The following is a 15,991-nucleotide window of genomic DNA, read 5'->3' on the forward strand; positions in this document are numbered from 1 at the left end:
GATTCCTCCAAATTTATGAAATATCGCGCCGTGCGCATTTTAGATCTCATGCCGGCCCTCGAGCGCGCGCATGAGCGTGACTTCATCGACGTATTCCAGATGCCCGCCGACCGGCATGCCGTAAGCCAAACGGGTGATCTTGATGTCGAACGGCCGCAGCAGGCGGGACAGATACATGGCTGTCGCCTCGCCCTCGGTGTCCGGGTTGGTGGCCAGAATCACCTCGCGCACGTCCTCCTCTTCATCGGCCACGCGCTCGAGCAGTTCCTTGATGCGGATGTCGTCCGGCCCCACGCCGCCAAGCGGCGAGATCGTGCCGTGCAGCACATGATACAGGCCATTAAATTCCCGCGTGCGCTCAAAGGCAATGACATCCTTGGGCTCGGTGACCACACAGATGACGCCATGGTCGCGCGCCGGGTTGGAACAAATCGAACACACCTCGCTGTCGGTCAGGTTTTGGCAGACCTTGCAGGTGTAGACCTTCTCTTTGGCGTCGAGCAGCGCCTGCGCAAAGGCTTCGGCCGTTTCCTTGGGCTGATTCAGGATATAAAACGCCAGACGCTGGGCGGTCTTTTGACCGATGCCTGGCAGCTTGGCAAATTCCTCGATCAGCTTTTCGACCGGCTGTGCAAAAAACGGCATCGCTTAGAACAGGCCCGGCATACCGCCGCCCATGCCGCCGGTGACCTTCTTCATCGACTGCTCGCTCTTTTCGGATGCCAGACGGAACGCCTCGTTGATGGCCGCGAGCACCAGGTCTTGCAGCATCTCGACGTCGTCCGGGTCAACCACTTCGGGCTTGATCTCCAGTGCCTTGAGCACATTGGTGCCCTGTACCACTGCCTTGACCGCGCCGCCGCCAGCGGTTGCCTCGGTCTCCATCACGGCGATCTCTTCCTGTGCCTTGAGCATGTCCTGCTGCATCTTCTGTGCCTGCTTGATCATGGCCTGCATGTTCATGCCGCCGCCCAGGCCGCCAAATTTACCCTTTGCCATATGTCAGTTCCTCCTTAAGATAGTTCGGTGATTTCAATGTCCAGAGATTGTGCCTTTTGCAAAACCTCGTCAATTTCGTGATTGGATTTGCTCGGTTTGGGCTTTTTGCCCGGTTCATACACGCGCAATTTGAGCGGCCCGCCGTGAAGTGCTGCCGCGGCGTCCGCGATGCGCGTCTTGGTCGGGTCGGCTTTGAGCAGCCCGGCCGTAATATCGTCGTCGCAGAACAGCTGCAAGGTGCCATCCTGCAAAACCGCCCGCACATACCCTGCCTTCATGCAGGTCAGCGCGCCCATGTTGATCTTGCCGGTCAAGGCATTGAGCAGCTTGGGCCACAGTTCCCACGGTTTTTCGACCGGAGCCGCTGGGGCTGCCGGTTTGGCCTTGGTGGGCGCCGCAGGTGCCTGCGGTGCCGGTGCGCGTTCTTCGTCCTCGAGCCAGGGCGGCGCGTCGGCGTCGTCCGGCGGCGGAGGCGCGTCCGCATCCCCCGGCGGGGGCGGAACGTCATTTCCGGTATCTGCCGGTACGGCACGCACGGCAATGCCGTTTTTCACCTTTTCTTCGAGCGCTTCCACCCGGCCTTCCAGCGAATCATAGCCATCCCCGCCCAGGGTGCACAGACGCACGATGGTCAGTTCGGCTTCCACGCGCCGGTTGGCTGCGGTTTTGAGCCGTCCCTGGCTCTCCTGCAAAATGCGCGACCAGGCAATCAAGGTCGATGCCGCGACGCCTTCGCACAGGTTTTGCACCTGCCGCAGCGAATAGGCGGGCGACAGCATGGACGATACGTCGCTCTTGGCCGTCTTGACCAGTAGCATATCGCGGATCAGCCCCAGCAGCTGGTCAAACACGCCCCCAAGGTCGCGGCCGCTGTCATAGGCCTGCCCGATGCGCTGCACGGCCCCGCCCAGGTCATCCGCCCGGATGCAGGCCATCAGTTCGGTCGCGTCGTTTGCGCCCAGGATGCCCACCGACCGGCTGACCGCGTCTTCGTCCACCGGGTCACAGCCCGCCGTCCGGTCGAGCATGGACAGCGCATCGCGCATCGCGCCGTCGGCCAGACGGGCAATCAGCCGTGCACCGCCCTCGGTGAGCGGGATTTGTTCGGCCAGCGCAATGTCCATCAGCCGCCGGGCAATGTCCTCGGGCGTGATGCGCCGGAAATCGAACCGCTGGCAGCGGGACAAAATGGTCGCCGGGACCTTATGAATTTCGGTGGTCGCCAGGATGAACAGCACGTGCGACGGCGGTTCTTCCAGGGTTTTGAGTAGGGCGTTGAACGCGCCCGTGGACAGCATGTGCACCTCGTCGATGATGTACACACGCTTTTTGACCGTCGAAGGGGTATAGCGCACTTCCTCGCGGATGTCGCGGATGTTGTCGACGCCGTTGTTGGAAGCTGCGTCGATCTCGACCACGTCGAGCACCGAGCCTTCCAAAATGCCGCGGCACGCGGCACATTCACCGCACGGGTCGCCATTTACCGGATGTTCGCAGTTCACCGCCCGGGCTAAAATCTTGGCACAGGTGGTTTTGCCCGTGCCGCGTGTGCCCGCGAACAGATAGGCATGGGACAAGCGTCCGCTGGTCAGCTGCGCGCGCAGCGTGTCGGTAATGTGCTGCTGGCCGATGACATCGGCAAAGGTCAGCGGCCGCCATTTGCGGTATAACGCCTGATACATGCGCTCCCCCTCCTTCTTGTCATGATACAAAAAAAGCGGACAGAACATCTGCCCGCTTTTCGAATGCTGCTACTGCTGGAAAACAGCGCCCCACAAGACCGTACACCAACCGGTCGAAACGACGACCCCGGCGGCCTTTCCCGCTGGACAGCTCAAAACCGGCAGATCTACGGCACACGGTGGGTTCTGCTTAATGCTGCTCGGTTCCCCGCCTGACATGGTTCACAGTCCTCCGTTGCGTAGTACCAGTCCATCATCACCGCCCAGTGGGCTGCACACTCCGAGATGCCGCCCCTTGCGGCCGGAATTCATCCCTGCTGGAGCGGATTGCAGGTACAAGGCACCGCTACCTCCCCGACTAGTACGGCCTTGTGCGGCGCTGTTTCGCAGATAAAGTTATTATACTACACCTTTTTGCAAATAGCAAGTCTGGATTTTGAAAAAGCGCTATGCTTCCGGATCGGTTTCCTCCGGTGGTGTGGTCGTGCCCGGATCGGTCGGCGTGGTGGTCTGTCCACCGCCGTCACCGCTCTGGTTTCCGCCTTCGCCGCCGGTCTGTTCACCCGAACCGCCTTCCGGATTTTCCGGATCGGTTGCGCCTTCGGGCTTCTCTTCCTCGTCCTCCGGTTCTTCGACCACCTGGCGACGGCACTCGGTGCACACTTCGCTCGGTGCATCGCCCTTCCAGTACCGTCCGGTTTCGACCGTGCCATTGGCGCGGCAAGCCGAACTGGGTGCAAGACCCGACTGCGTACAGAAGGATGCGGTTTCGAAATTGCTGTCATCGCCCATGTCAAAGTCCTTGGATTCCAGGTTTGCATGGATCTTGTTCATGACCGCATTCCACAGATTGATCGAGGGGTTGCCGCTGACATTGTTCAGGGTATAGTCGGTATCGTAACCAAACCAGGTCGCACCCACATAGTATGGCGTGAAACCACAGAACCACAGGTCACGCTTGGACTGCGACGTACCGGTCTTACCGGCGGTCGCCATGCCCGATACATTGACCCGGCGGCCGGTGCCTTCCTCGGTAACCGCGCTGAGAACTTCCCGCATGTAGTAAACCGTCTTTTCATTTTCAAAGACCTTGCGGTTGAGCTGCGGATTTTCCAGCAGAACGGTTCCGTCCGAATTGAGCACCTTGGTATAGGTGCGCGCACCATTGTAGATGCCATCGTTGAGGAAAATCGAGAATCCGGCTGCCATTTCCCGCACGGTAACACCACCGTTCATACCGCCCAGCGCCATGGGGCTGAGGTCGATATCTTCCGGATTGTTCAGGTGCGTGAAATTCAGCTGCTGGGTCAGGAAATCAAACGATGCCTGCGGGGTCATTTCATCGACCACCCGCACCGCAACGGCGTTAATCGACTTGGCGACCGCATCGCGGATGACCATTGGTCCGGTATACCCGCCGCTGTCGTTACGCGGCCAGTCCTTGCCGTTGAGTTCCATAAACGGTTCGTTGTCACGCACCGAATAGGGAGTGATGATTCCTGCATCCATGGCCGGCGCATACACCGACAGCGGTTTGATCGACGAACCCGCCTGTCGCGGCGATTCCGAACGCAGCAAAGATCGGCTTTGGGTCTTTTCGCCTCGTCCGCCGACAATGCCGACGACATCGCCCTGTTGGTTGCATACCACCATCGCGCTTTGCGGCTGGACGCCGTTGCGCGATACGCTCGGGAAATTGGACTCGTCGGCATAGACTTCTTCCATTGCCTGCTGCACATTCGTGTCCACGGTCGCATAGATCTGCACGCCGCCCGAGGTGACTTTCCAGCGTGCCATCTGTTCCGAATAGCCCTTCTTTTCGACCAGATCGTTGATCACGTCTTCGATGACGGCATCGGTAAAGTACGAATAGGTGTTGTTGATGGCCTTTTGGGCATCTTCATACTTGTATTCGAGTTCTTCGGCCTTTGCGGCATCGCGCTCGCTTTCGGTAATCATCCCTTGCTTACACATCTCGTCCAGGATGGTCTCCTGCCGCTCTTTGATGGTTTCTGGATGGTTGAAGGGGTCATACAGCGAGGGATTTTTGGTAATGCCCGCCAGGATCGCACATTCCGCGAGATCCAAATCCTGCAAGTCCTTGCCAAAATACGTGGTCGCCGCGGTATTGACGCCATAAGCGCCCTGTCCCAGGTAGATCAGATTCAGGTACATCTCCAGAATCTTATCTTTGTCATTTAGGTCCTTCTCCAGTTGCAGCGCACGGAAAATCTCATTGAGTTTGCGCTTGACCGAGTAGTCCTTTTCGTTCGTCAGATTCTTGATCAGCTGTTGCGTGATAGTGGAGCCGCCGCCTTCCGACCCGGTGATCCAGTTGAGCACACCGTTGGCCGTTCGACGCCAGTCTACGCCATTATGTTCATAAAAACGTTTGTCCTCGATTGCAATAAAGGCATTTTGCAGATCTTTCGGAATTTCATCCAGATCAGCCCAAATGCGGTTTTCCGGAGCACGGAGGACTTCATACTCCACATAGTCCTGCTTTTCGTTATCCCATGCGTAGATCATGCTGGTCATATCCACGTCCAGCATCATTTCGTTGATGTCGATCGTTGCATTGGGTTCAATGTAAATGCGCAAATACAGGGCGAATGCAACGCCGCAGATACTTGCGCTCATCACGCAAACCAGCAAAAAGGAAACCAGGAAGAAGCGGAACTTTTTGAGTTTGCCCTCGGTTCTTCCTTTTTTTCGTTTTGCCATATTTTACGAACCTCCTTGCCGGACAGACGGCAGCGGGCTTTCCGTCGTTGTCCAATAGGCCTAATCATTATACCACACAGCCGGACAAATGCCAAATATTTTTCATCTGATCCCGAAAAATCTGCGAATATTTCTCTGTTTTTTCCGGTTTCCGGATAAAATGATGCACACTTGTCCATGATATTGACAGGAAATATTTTGAATATGGAGGTTCCCGCCATGAATCGATCCCGTTCCCCGCTCTGGCTGCTGGCCTTTGGCGGCGCTGCCGCCGCGTTCCTCTGCTCGCTTTGGCTGCTCTTTTCCTCCCAACAGCTTGCGCCCGTTGAGGCGACCACCGCTGCGGCCACCACCAGCACGCCACCCAGTTATTATGCCACGCTCTCGAATAATCATGTGGTCATTTACCTGAACGGTCAGCCCGAGCCGGTGCTTATCACCGAAATCGATGCGCGCACCTTGCCGGATGCCGATCGCGAACAGCTGGAACAAGGCATCCAGCTGGCCAATGCCGCGGACGTCAACCAGCTTTTGGAGGATTACAGCGGCTGATGCTTCTATTACGCCCTTTTCGTGCATACGTTGAAACAAACACGATGGGGCGGTGATTGATTTTGAAATTTTTGCATTCCCACTTCCATTGGCCGAGAAAATGGAAGTTCATCGGCGGTGCGCTTGCCTTGGTGCTGTGCGGCGCGGTGGTTCTGCATGTGCTGCATTCCCCGGCGCCCGCCGTTGCCGCATCGGTGACCGACTGGGGGCTTTCCTTCCAGACCGAAGGCGCGGCGCCGATTGGCAATGCCACGGCCGAAGCCTTGAAAGAATACGATGCCTATTATGTCGGCGATACCACCCAGCCGGTCATATACCTCACCTTCGATGCCGGGTATGAAAGCGGCGACACGGCAGCCATTCTGGATGCGCTGAAAAAGCATCAGGCGCCTGCCTGCTTCTTTGTGGTCAGCAACTATATTGAAAGCGCGCCCGATTTAATCAAGCGCATGGTCGCCGAAGGCCATCTGGTCGGCAACCACACCTCGACCCATCCGGATATGTCCCAAATCGCCGATGCAGCGGCTTTTGAAAAGGAACTGCGCGGCGTGGAGGAACAATTCCAGGCTCTGACCGGACAGGAACTGCCCAAGTTCTATCGTCCGCCCCAGGGCAAATACAGCGAGGAAAACCTCAAACAGGCCAAGGCGCTGGGCTATACGACCGTCTTTTGGAGTCTGGCCTATGTCGATTGGTATGCCGACAACCAGCCAACCGCCGAGCAGGCGTTTGAAAAGCTCATCCCCCGCATCCACAACGGAGCGATCGTCCTGCTGCATTCAACCTCGCACACGAACGCCCAAATCCTGGATGAACTGCTCACCCGGTACGAGCAGATGGGATATCGTTTCGGCTCGCTCACCGAACTGACGGCCAATCCCTAACATGCCAAAAAGGGAGCTGGATCTTCCAGCCCCCTTTTTTCTGTTACATGCTGCGTCCTTCGAATGCAACGCGGCGTTTGATGTCATCCATCACGTTGTCAAACATCGGCAGGTCGAGCGACTGTGCACCATCGCACAGGGCGCATGCCGGATTGTTGTGCGTTTCGATCATCAGGCCGTCCGCACCCGCGGCAATCGCTGCGCGCGAGAGCGGCTGCACCAGTTCCCGCTTGCCCGCCGCATGGCTCGGGTCAATGATGATCGGCAGATGGGTCAGGCTCTTGACCAGCGGCACAGCCGAAATGTCCAGATTGTTGCGGATCATGGTTTCAAAGGTACGGATACCACGTTCGCACAACATAACATTCTTGTTGCCGCCGGCAAAGATGTACTCGGCCGCCATGAGGAATTCTTCCATGGTTGCGGACAGGCCGCGCTTGAGCAAAATGGGCTTGTCCGACCGGCCCAGCTCCTTGAGCAGCATAAAGTTCTGCATATTGCGCGCGCCCAGCTGGATGATGTCCACATCGGCGAACAGGTCGAGATGCTTTTCGCTCATGATTTCGGTGACGATGGGCATGCCGGTCTGCCGCTTGGCTTCGAGCAGCAGCTTGAGCCCTTCGGCTTCCAGGCCCTGGAACGAGTAGGGCGAGGTGCGCGGTTTGAATGCGCCGCCGCGCAGGAAAGATGCCCCGGCTTTTTTGACCCGTTCGGCAACTTCCAGGATCTGCTCTTCGCTCTCGACCGAGCACGGTCCGGCAAAGACGTTGAAATATCCGGCGCCGATCTTGCGGCCAGCTACCTCGATGACGGTATCCTCGGGGTGCATCTTGCGGTTGACCTGCTTGAACGGTTCGGTGACACGCTGTACGCGTTCTACAATATCAAAAACCTCGAAATCCTCCGGGTCAATCGCGGAGGTATCGCCCAGCAGGCCGAGGATCGTCGTACGGGAGCCTTCGGAATAGTTGACCGACAGTCCCATCTTTTTGATATGGCCGATCAACGTGGCAATGCGGGCCTGGTCCGGATTGGGCTTTAAAATGAGGATCATGGCTGTATTCTCCTTTTCTACATGATAAATCTGTTTTCCATTATAACATGGAACGAAAAAAAGAAAATACTTTTCACTGATAAAATGTGAAAAAATTTTATGCCGCTTCCAAGGCCTCGAGTTCGGTCTTCACACCTTGCACAAATTCGTCCCATCGGCCGGCATTGAGCAGCCGGGACGGACAGTTTTTGCCCGAAAAGTCCTGATGCTTTTTCAAATCGTCAATGGACAGACCATACTCATGCAGCAGGGTGGCCGCCAATTTTTGTGCATTTTTCAGCGTCTGTTCGTAGTCGCCGTCCGCGTTGACGCACATTTCCACACCAATGCCGTTTTTGTTGCCGCCGCCGTCCTCCATATGGTCGCCCGCATGGAAGGCGGTTTCGTCGTCTGGAATGTGGTGCCAGATTTCATGGTCATCCACCGTGTAATGCCAGCTTAGTTCATTATCCTTGCCATTTGTGTGCATAAAGTGGTTATGCGCTTCGGCGTCGGCCCCTTCGTTCTCATTGTCGGTTTCATGGATGACCACATACCGAATCACCCGCTTTTCGCCCGGCCGGGCGGCATAGCCTTCGGGCAAAAAGTCCTCATGCACCGGAATGTCGTCAATATACGTGAGGTTTGCGTCCTCTTTATGTAGCCAACTGGCCACGATGGTCTGCTGCACCACAACGGCCAGCAAAATCAGTACCAGCAGGATGCCGCCCACGGCCAGCGGCCGCAGGTTGCGCTTTTTCCGGCCCCGCCGACCGGTCCCCGCCGATTTGGCCGGACTGCGCTTCTTTTTGGGTTTGGTTCGGAAACTTACGATCTTCACAAGCATATCCCCTCTCTCATTTATGCCATCCTTCCCAGGCCGGTATGCTCGGATACAAAGGCCCCACCCCCATATCCGCGCCTATGGATGAGAGCCTGGGAAAATGATTTCGGTTCGCCTGCCATAGGAAAAAAGCGGAGCTGTGCCCCGCTTTTTTTCAGCGCTTCTGCAAATCGCCGCCCGTGATAAATCTGGCGTACGCCAGTGTGACTGCAAAATAGAAGCCCGATGTTACGGTGAACAGCACATGTCCTGCAATCGTCAGATAGCCCACGCACAGGCCGAGTGACAAAAATGCGCCCAGACCCAAGATGCTGAACTGGCGGAAGAACCGCCCGACAAATGCCACACCTTCCTTGAAAAACAGCCACAACATGGCAATGAAACCAAAAATACCGTAATAGATCAAGGTTTCGCAGAGATCCATCTCGATCGTTTCCACCTGGGAACCACGGCCCACGCCGAACAGCCAGGTGAGCGGCCCGCCGCCCGTATAATCATTCCACGACGGCATAAGCTTTTTCAGACGACCGCTAAACAGCAGCGTTTCCGCCGATTCGCCCTTCGCGTCGCCAAAGCCGCGAAGGGTGCCTTCCAGCGTATCGCCAATGCTGGTGCCGCTGACGAGCATGGAAAGGCCCGAAATCACCGCAAACAACAGCACAAACAAAATCGCCACACAGATCACACGCTTGAAAGCTTCGGGATCTTTGTGCGCCAGCTGTACCAGCGCATACACGACAATGCCAAAAATCGAAACACCGATGGCTAAAAAGGCGGTCTTAGTACCGATCATCAGCATGCTCAGCAGGGTCATGGCCAGCGGCAGAGCGAGCAACGCCATGCGCTTGCGGTTCATATCCCGCGCGGGGATGGACAGAAAATAGCACGACCCGATCGGGAACAAAATCATCAGGGCGCCGGTAATGTCGTTGCCCGAATAATAGAAGCCGCGGAACCCACGGTAGCCAAAGCGGTCCGCATACGTATAATGCCCGGCGCCAAAAATATACGGCACCACGATCACAACCGTCAGCAGGAACAGCGACGCCATGATGAACTGGTGAATCTTTTCGATCACCTGCTCCCGCGGCAGACCACTGCGCTCCATCAAACGGCAATACACAAAAAAGACCGCTACATTGTAGGCAAAGCGGGAAAAATACTGAATATCGATGAAAATCGAAACGCCGTCAAAGGTGATGAACTCACTGGCGACACTGAGCAGCCAGGCCACGCCCATGGGGATGGCGATCTTGACCGATTTCCAGTCGCGGATGAGGAAAATATACCCCACCATGACCAGCAGCACCACCATGCGCACCACCAGCGACGGGGTGATGGGAGCAATGCTTGCAGAACTATACACGTCGCCCTTGGTGACGAACTGAATGTACAGACCGCTCACAATGTCCAAAATCGGGTTCAAAATCAAGTAAAACCAGAAAAATGACTCCAGTTTCTTTGTCGTTTGGGACACAACTTCACTTCCTTGCAGTATGAATCAAAATTTGTCTTTTTTATCATACCATGTCGCGTCCCAAAAAACAAGCCGCATTTCTGCGGCTTATTTTGGATTTGAGAAAAACTGATGCCGCAGCATCCCGATCACTTCGGCGGTCTTGAATCGGAAAGAATACTGCGGTTTGAGCTCCTCTTCCGGGGTCTGGGTGGTTTCCCCGGCTGCTGCCTCTTTGCACAGCGGTGGAAAGACCACGCACCACCAGTTATGACCCACGCCTTCGCCGATCGTCACCCGCAGCCCCAGGTAATTGCCGGCCGGCAGCGAAAATGACGGATAATCCCGCGTCGGATAATATTCCTCGGCCAAACGGACGGTGACGCTCCGGTCCTCCCCGGCATCCCAGAGCGTCTGCTGGGCATGATTGGCCAGAGCCTGCATCTGCCCTTCCAGCCGCTCCTGTACTTCGGCCCGGTCACGCGCGCCTTCCAAAATCGGCTGGCAAAATTCCAAAACCGCGTCGCGCACTTGCAGTTTGATCTGCTGGTCGTGGGGCGAATCGGAATTGGCGACCACATGCAGCCGCAGCAAACCGCCCGCCAGTTCATTTTGCTGCTGGCTGACCGCTGCGGCATATGTAAACAAAAAGGCCAGCACAAGCGCCAGGGTCAATTCGATTCTTCTGAGCATCATGGAAAAAGCCTCCATCCATTTGGTGTTGACTCCAGTATGGACAAAGGCTTTTGGGTTTAAACCATTTAAACTTGATTTTTTTCGTTGCGGATGTGGGTGATAAAAGTTTCGGAAAAACGTCCTTGCAGCGCAGCCGCCGCATCCTTGGCGTTTTCTTCGGACGCAAACAGGCCGAACACGGTCGGGCCCGAACCGCTCATGATCGCGCCGTCCGCGCCATGGTCGAGCATGGTGTCCTTGATCTCCCCGATCTCGGCATAGTCGCTGCCGGTCACCATCTCCATCACATTATATAGGCGGTGGCACACCCCGCCATAATCCTGTGCTTCCAGCGCCTGCAGCATGCCTCTGGTGTCCGGCCGGATGGCCAGCTTGCCGCCGTTCATCCGCGCATAGACCTTGGCGGTCACCACCGAAAACGGCGGTTTGCACGCGACCACATGACAGGCAGGCATGGGCGGCAGCGGGGTCAAAACTTCTCCGATGCCTTCGGCCAACATGGAACCGCCTTCAATGCAATACGGCACATCGGCGCCAATGGCCAGGCCGATCTCCCGCAGTTCGGCAGCCGACAGACCGGCGCCATACAGCTGATTCATGCCGCGCAGGACGGCCGCCGCATTGGACGAACCGCCTGCCATCCCGGCTGCGACCGGGATGCGTTTGAACAGATCAATGTCCACCCCATCGTCGGGCAGACCGGTCTGCTCCAAAAACAGCCGTGCGGCCCGCACGGCCAGATTGCCCTCATCGCTGGGCAAAAACCGGATGTTGCTCTTCATGCGGATGCCCATACCGCCGCCGCGCCGCAGATGCAGATCGTCGTGCAGATCGACCGACTGCATCACCATTTTGACTGTGTGATACCCGTTGGGCAACCGTCCGGTCACGTCCAGGGTTAAATTGATTTTGGCGTATGCCTTTACCGTAATCTCGTTCATCTGTGTATGTTTCAAATCGATACCGCCTCACCTTTACGCGCACGGTAAACCATCACATAATCAAAGCCATGGGCCTTGGCATGGGCAATGCAGGATTCAATTCCGCGCCCCACCGAAGCCGCCGCATGGGAATCCGAACCAATGGAAACCATGGTCCCGCCCAGGCGCCGGTATTCTGCCAAGACAAAATCCTCCGGCCCGACTTTTTTCATCCAGCCAAACAGACCGGCTGCATTGATTTCCAAGGAAATCTCCCGGTCAATGACCGTGCGCAGCAGCGGGACGACCCATTCCATAAAATTGGCAAAGGAGGGATGGTTATTATCGCGCTTCATGACTCGCAGGGGGTAATCCAAATGGGCCAGCACATCAAATCCGCCGTATTCGACCATCTTTTTGGCTTCCATCAGGTAATCGCGCAAAAGCTGCTCCTGATCCAAATGGTCGTAATCCATGTCATAAAAATCGACGTTGTTGGGCATCACATGCATGGAGCCGATCACCGTATCAAACGGATAGGCTTCGAGCAGCGCTGCCGCATCCGGGTCGGCATGGATCTCGCCCAATTCGATGCCCTTCAGCACTTCGATCTTCCCGTCGTATTGGGCGCGCACCGCGTCGATCTCGGCCAGTACGCCGGGAACATCCAGTTCCATGGGCGGCTTGCCATGATAAAAATAATCCTTGTGATCGGTAATGGCGATCGTGGACAAGCCCCGTTCGATGGATGCTTCCGCAATCTGCTGGACGGTGTCCGGCTGGGCATCGAACGAAAAGCGGGAGTGCATATGGCAATCAACAAGCATGTCTTCATTCCTTCCTGTCACGCCTTTGTTTTCGCAAGCGGCGCAGACTGTCATAGACATTATAGCATACAACCGCGTTTTTTTGAAAAAAATGTGTGAATTTTTCCGCGTGCCGTCTGCGCGCGCCGCAGGACGATACCGAATATGTAGCTCTTTTCCAGCCAAAACAGCCCAGATTCTTTCCAAAACGCACAAAATCCCGTCTTTTGGGACGCTGTGCTGCGGCATGTATATTTTCCGCAGCCCGGGCGCAAAATAACCGCAAACAAGACAAAGGAGGGGAATTTTTATGAACCGTCTTGCACTTACTCTTGTCATTATCGGCGCGATCAACTGGGGTATCCTCAGCATCGCAGGGTTGGATTTAGTCGGTTGGCTGTTTGGCGGCCAGGGTACTGTCATCAGCCGTTTGATCTATGGTCTGGTCGGTTTGGCCGGCATCTGGGCTTGCAGCTTTTTCTTTAAACTTCAGGCGGCCGATCGCACCACCTGACACACAAAAAAGCGGACCGGCCATTGAAACCGGTCCGCTTTGGTCTTTTTTTACTTGGCCTGTGCTTCCTTGACCAGACGCTCGGTATCCTGTGCGATAACCAGCTCTTCATTGGTCGGAATGACCAGAACGCGTACGCGTGCGTAATCGATGGAGATGTCCATCTGACGGCCGCGGTACTTGTTCTTCTCCGGGTCGATCTTGATGCCCAGATATTCCATATGTTCGCAAACGTCCCAACGAACCGAACGGTCGTTTTCGCCAACGCCTGCGGTAAAGATGATGGCGTCTACGCCGCCCATTTCGGCGATGTACGAACCGATGATCTTCTTAACCGAAGTGTTGAACATATCCTTTGCCAGAGCGGCACGGTTGTTGCCCTCATTGATGGCAACGTCCAGATCGCGGAAGTCGGAAGATACGCCCGAAATACCCAGCATACCAGACTTCTTATTGAGGATATTGATGACCTCGGCCGCGCTCATGTTCTCATGCTCAGCCAGGAATTCGATGATGGACGGGTCGATGTTACCGCTGCGGGTGCCCATGGGCAGACCATCGATCGGGGTGAAGCCCATGGAGGTGTCGACCGACCTGCCGCCGTCGATGGCAGCAATGGAAGAACCGTTGCCCAGGTGGCAGGTGATGAGTTTGAGGCTTTCGATCGGGCGGCCGAGCATTTCGGCAGCCTGCTGGGATACATACTTATGGCTGGTGCCATGGAAGCCATAGCGGCGGATCTTGTACTTCTGGTAGTATTCGTACGGTACCGCGTACATATAGCTCTTCTGCGGCATGGACTGGTGGAATGCGGTGTCGAATACAGCAACCATCGGCACGTCGCCCATGACTTCGCGGCAAGCGTTGATACCGGTCAGGTTGGGCGGGTTGTGCAGCGGTGCGAGCGGAATGCAAGCCTCGATCGCCTTGATGACCTTATCGGTGATGATAACCGAGTCGGCAAAATATTCACCGCCATGTACAACGCGGTGGCCAACGGCATCGATCTCGGACATGTCGCTGATGACGCCCCACTCCTTGTCGAGCAGGATGTCGATAACAGCCTTGATCGCATCCGAATGGGTGGGCATCGCAATGTCAGCTTTATATTTTTCTTCTGTCTTGTTGCCCTGGTGCGTCAGTTTGCCGTCGATCCCGATGCGCTCACACAGACCCTTGGCCATTACCGCCTTGGTATCCATGTCAATGAGCTGATACTTCAGCGAAGAACTGCCCGCATTGATGACCAAAACTTTCATTCCTCAAAACTCCCTTTTTACGTTTTTGGTTTTTTGCGCTCCCGCCCATAGGTTGCAGGAAACCGCAAAAAAGAGTACAATGACACTATATACATTCCTATTGTACACTAACCCATCGGTGAACACAACAGAAATTTCACCATTTTTTCGGAGGAGTTTATGAAAATTTGCGGCATCATCGCCGAGTACAATCCGTTTCACAACGGCCACTTGCACCATCTTGCGCAAACCCGTGCGCTTCTCGGCCCGGATACCGCCTTTGTCTGCGCGATGAGCAGCAATTATGTCCAGCGGGGCGATCTGGCGATTTTGGAAAAATATCACCGCGCCAACGCTGCCGTGCAGTGCGGGGCCGATTTGGTCGTCGAAATGCCGCTTTCGGCCTGTCTTTGGTCGGCGTCCGGCTTTGCCTGGGGCGGGATTTCGCTGCTGCATGCGCTCGGCTGCGTGACTCATCTTTCCTTTGGCGCCGAACAGGCCGATCTTGCGCTTTTGCAGCGCGCGTCCGCCCTCTCCCGGGCCGACGGCAGCCATGCGCAAAGCTTGCGGCAGGCCATGGCGGGCGGCCTGTCCTATGCCGCGGCCATGCAGCAGGCCGTGCAGGCGACCGACCCAGCCGCGGGCGCACTGTTTGCAAGCCCCAACAACACCCTGGCCATCGAATATCTTTCGGCGCTGGACACCTTGGGCAGCGCCATCCAGCCGCTAGCCATCCCTCGCGCGGGCAGCGCGCACGACAGCGACACCCCGCAGGACGGTCTGCCCTCGGCGTCCTATCTGCGCAGCCTGCTCGCGCGCGGGGAAATCGACGCCTGCCGGGCGCTCATGCCTCCGGCTTCGTTTGCCGTCTTGCAGCAGGCCACCCAGCAGGGCGAAGCGCCGGTTCTGCGTGCAGCCCTCGACACGGCCATGCTCGCCCATCTGCGGCGGCTCACGCCCGCCGACCTGGCCGGTTATGGCTGTTCAGATGGGCTGGAATACCGTCTTTGGGAGGCCATCCGCGACCAGACCAGCTTTGCGGCGGTGTGCACGGCGGCACAAACCCGCCGGTATCCGCTCGCGCGGGTGCGGCGGGTCCTGCTGCGGGCCTGGCTCGGCCTGCCGCAGTCCATCCCCCCGGAGGGCCGCTATGTGCGCGTGCTGGCCATTGGCCCCCGCGGCCGGGCGGTCTTACGCCGCATGAAGGAGACCTGTCCCCTGCCCCTCATCGTCAAGCCGGTCGCGTCCCGCGCGCTGGCGGACGAACTGCAACCGGCCCTGGCGCGTGACGCGCTGGCCGATGACCTCTATGCGCTGGCTTATCCACAGCCTGCGCTGCGCGTGGGCGGCGGCCATTTCCGCAAGACCCCCTATTTCTGCGAGCAAACAACCGAATAAACCAAAAGGCTGCCCGAAGGCAGCCTTTTTCTTTAGATTTGACTGGAAACCAGGAAAAATACAGCGGCCACAATGCACAGCAGCGTGCGCGCCAGCGAACCGCGCATGACCACACGACCGGCGCGGTCGGGTTCCAAATCGGCCCGCTTTTTCACGTACCAGTGCATCCCGATGGACAAAATCACCACGGCTGCCACGCAGGCCAGCCCCAGTCCCTTCAGTATGGTCGCCATTCTTTTCCGCCT

At 56.8% G+C, this 15,991-nt stretch carries 16 protein-coding genes and 1 other RNA gene; 4 read left to right on the top strand and 13 right to left on the bottom strand.

Annotated features, from left to right (window positions below; all coding sequences use genetic code 11):
- Positions 1-39 precede the first annotated feature (39 nt).
- The 5 genes from recR to EFB11_RS09790 form a co-directional block, all read right to left on the bottom strand.
- Positions 40-645: a recombination mediator RecR gene (gene recR, locus EFB11_RS09770; protein WP_122790059.1), complete on the bottom strand. Its 606-nt coding sequence runs from the start codon at positions 643-645 to the stop codon at positions 40-42.
- Positions 646-648: 3 nt separating this feature from the next.
- Positions 649-999, bottom strand: a complete 351-nt coding sequence (locus EFB11_RS09775) for a YbaB/EbfC family nucleoid-associated protein (RefSeq protein WP_122790060.1) — start codon at positions 997-999, stop codon at positions 649-651.
- Between the two features lie 14 nt (positions 1,000-1,013).
- Positions 1,014-2,681 carry a DNA polymerase III subunit gamma/tau gene (gene dnaX, locus EFB11_RS09780; RefSeq protein WP_122790061.1) on the bottom strand — a complete coding sequence of 556 codons (1,668 nt, stop codon included), beginning with the start codon at positions 2,679-2,681 and terminating at the stop codon, positions 1,014-1,016.
- 98 nt (positions 2,682-2,779) lie between these two features.
- Positions 2,780-3,048: signal recognition particle sRNA large type (ffs, locus tag EFB11_RS09785), an RNA gene on the bottom strand.
- An 80-nt stretch (positions 3,049-3,128) separates the two neighbouring features.
- Positions 3,129-5,405 (bottom strand): transglycosylase domain-containing protein, encoded by a 2,277-nt coding sequence (locus EFB11_RS09790; RefSeq protein ID WP_122790062.1) that lies wholly within the window; start codon positions 5,403-5,405, stop codon positions 3,129-3,131.
- A 219-nt stretch (positions 5,406-5,624) separates the two neighbouring features.
- Between EFB11_RS09790 and EFB11_RS09795 the strand changes: the two genes are divergently transcribed.
- Positions 5,625-5,957, top strand: a complete 333-nt coding sequence (locus EFB11_RS09795) for a BofC C-terminal domain-containing protein (RefSeq protein ID WP_164706707.1) — start codon at positions 5,625-5,627, stop codon at positions 5,955-5,957.
- Positions 5,958-6,019: 62 nt separating this feature from the next.
- The gene (locus EFB11_RS09800) at positions 6,020-6,841 is read left to right on the top strand and encodes a polysaccharide deacetylase family protein (protein ID WP_442906856.1); all 822 of its coding nucleotides are present in this window, start codon (positions 6,020-6,022) and stop codon (positions 6,839-6,841) included.
- Positions 6,842-6,884: 43 nt separating this feature from the next.
- Here the strand turns inward: EFB11_RS09800 and aroF are convergent, their stop codons facing one another.
- The 6 genes from aroF to EFB11_RS09830 form a co-directional block, all read right to left on the bottom strand.
- The gene (gene aroF / locus EFB11_RS09805) at positions 6,885-7,895 is read right to left on the bottom strand and encodes a 3-deoxy-7-phosphoheptulonate synthase (RefSeq protein WP_122790064.1); all 1,011 of its coding nucleotides are present in this window, start codon (positions 7,893-7,895) and stop codon (positions 6,885-6,887) included.
- A gap of 97 nt (positions 7,896-7,992) precedes the next feature.
- Positions 7,993-8,715 (bottom strand): peptidoglycan recognition protein family protein, encoded by a 723-nt coding sequence (locus EFB11_RS09810; protein ID WP_164706709.1) that lies wholly within the window; start codon positions 8,713-8,715, stop codon positions 7,993-7,995.
- A gap of 157 nt (positions 8,716-8,872) precedes the next feature.
- A complete protein-coding gene (locus tag EFB11_RS09815; RefSeq protein WP_122790066.1) occupies positions 8,873-10,195 on the bottom strand; it encodes an O-antigen ligase family protein in 1,323 nt (440 codons plus the stop codon).
- An 87-nt stretch (positions 10,196-10,282) separates the two neighbouring features.
- Entirely contained in the window at positions 10,283-10,870 is a 588-nt protein-coding gene (locus tag EFB11_RS09820) for a stage II sporulation protein R (RefSeq protein WP_164706710.1), read from the bottom strand.
- Positions 10,871-10,935: 65 nt separating this feature from the next.
- Entirely contained in the window at positions 10,936-11,826 is an 891-nt protein-coding gene (gene ispE / locus EFB11_RS09825) for a 4-(cytidine 5'-diphospho)-2-C-methyl-D-erythritol kinase (protein ID WP_243115206.1), read from the bottom strand.
- Complete coding sequence (locus EFB11_RS09830; protein ID WP_164706711.1) at positions 11,823-12,617, bottom strand: histidinol-phosphatase HisJ family protein; 795 nt, start codon at positions 12,615-12,617, stop codon at positions 11,823-11,825. Before EFB11_RS09830 ends, ispE begins: the two co-directional genes overlap by 4 nt.
- A gap of 289 nt (positions 12,618-12,906) precedes the next feature.
- Here EFB11_RS09830 and EFB11_RS09835 point away from each other — a divergent pair, with 289 nt between their 5' ends.
- Positions 12,907-13,110: a DUF378 domain-containing protein gene (locus EFB11_RS09835; protein ID WP_122790069.1), complete on the top strand. Its 204-nt coding sequence runs from the start codon at positions 12,907-12,909 to the stop codon at positions 13,108-13,110.
- A 50-nt stretch (positions 13,111-13,160) separates the two neighbouring features.
- On the opposite strand, the gene EFB11_RS09840 is transcribed toward EFB11_RS09835, so the two are convergent.
- On the bottom strand, positions 13,161-14,369 hold the full coding sequence (locus EFB11_RS09840; protein ID WP_122790070.1) for an acetate/propionate family kinase: 1,209 nt from the start codon (positions 14,367-14,369) through the stop codon (positions 13,161-13,163).
- Between the two features lie 159 nt (positions 14,370-14,528).
- Between EFB11_RS09840 and EFB11_RS09845 the strand changes: the two genes are divergently transcribed.
- Positions 14,529-15,746 carry a tRNA(Met) cytidine acetate ligase gene (locus tag EFB11_RS09845; protein ID WP_122790071.1) on the top strand — a complete coding sequence of 406 codons (1,218 nt, stop codon included), beginning with the start codon at positions 14,529-14,531 and terminating at the stop codon, positions 15,744-15,746.
- Positions 15,747-15,778: 32 nt separating this feature from the next.
- Here the strand turns inward: EFB11_RS09845 and EFB11_RS09850 are convergent, their stop codons facing one another.
- The gene (locus tag EFB11_RS09850) at positions 15,779-15,979 is read right to left on the bottom strand and encodes a hypothetical protein (protein WP_122790072.1); all 201 of its coding nucleotides are present in this window, start codon (positions 15,977-15,979) and stop codon (positions 15,779-15,781) included.
- Positions 15,980-15,991 lie beyond the last annotated feature (12 nt).

The organism is Intestinibacillus sp. Marseille-P6563, assembly GCF_900604335.1.
GTDB lineage: Bacteria > Bacillota > Clostridia > Oscillospirales > Butyricicoccaceae > Butyricicoccus_B.

What these genes read in the sequence shown, in the direction of transcription:
- EFB11_RS09830 (WP_164706711.1), bottom strand. Translation starts at nt 12,617, where the DNA reads ATGCTTGTTGATTGCCATATGCACTCCCGCTTTTCGTTCGATGCCCAG.
- EFB11_RS09835 (WP_122790069.1), top strand. Translation starts at nt 12,907, where the DNA reads ATGAACCGTCTTGCACTTACTCTTGTCATTATCGGCGCGATCAACTGG.
- EFB11_RS09775 (WP_122790060.1), bottom strand. Translation starts at nt 999, where the DNA reads ATGGCAAAGGGTAAATTTGGCGGCCTGGGCGGCGGCATGAACATGCAG.
- aroF (WP_122790064.1), bottom strand. Translation starts at nt 7,895, where the DNA reads ATGATCCTCATTTTAAAGCCCAATCCGGACCAGGCCCGCATTGCCACG.
- EFB11_RS09790 (WP_122790062.1), bottom strand. Translation starts at nt 5,405, where the DNA reads ATGGCAAAACGAAAAAAAGGAAGAACCGAGGGCAAACTCAAAAAGTTC.
- EFB11_RS09820 (WP_164706710.1), bottom strand. Translation starts at nt 10,870, where the DNA reads ATGATGCTCAGAAGAATCGAATTGACCCTGGCGCTTGTGCTGGCCTTT.
- dnaX (WP_122790061.1), bottom strand. Translation starts at nt 2,681, where the DNA reads ATGTATCAGGCGTTATACCGCAAATGGCGGCCGCTGACCTTTGCCGAT.
- EFB11_RS09850 (WP_122790072.1), bottom strand. Translation starts at nt 15,979, where the DNA reads ATGGCGACCATACTGAAGGGACTGGGGCTGGCCTGCGTGGCAGCCGTG.
- recR (WP_122790059.1), bottom strand. Translation starts at nt 645, where the DNA reads ATGCCGTTTTTTGCACAGCCGGTCGAAAAGCTGATCGAGGAATTTGCC.
- EFB11_RS09840 (WP_122790070.1), bottom strand. Translation starts at nt 14,369, where the DNA reads ATGAAAGTTTTGGTCATCAATGCGGGCAGTTCTTCGCTGAAGTATCAG.
- EFB11_RS09845 (WP_122790071.1), top strand. Translation starts at nt 14,529, where the DNA reads ATGAAAATTTGCGGCATCATCGCCGAGTACAATCCGTTTCACAACGGC.
- EFB11_RS09795 (WP_164706707.1), top strand. Translation starts at nt 5,625, where the DNA reads ATGAATCGATCCCGTTCCCCGCTCTGGCTGCTGGCCTTTGGCGGCGCT.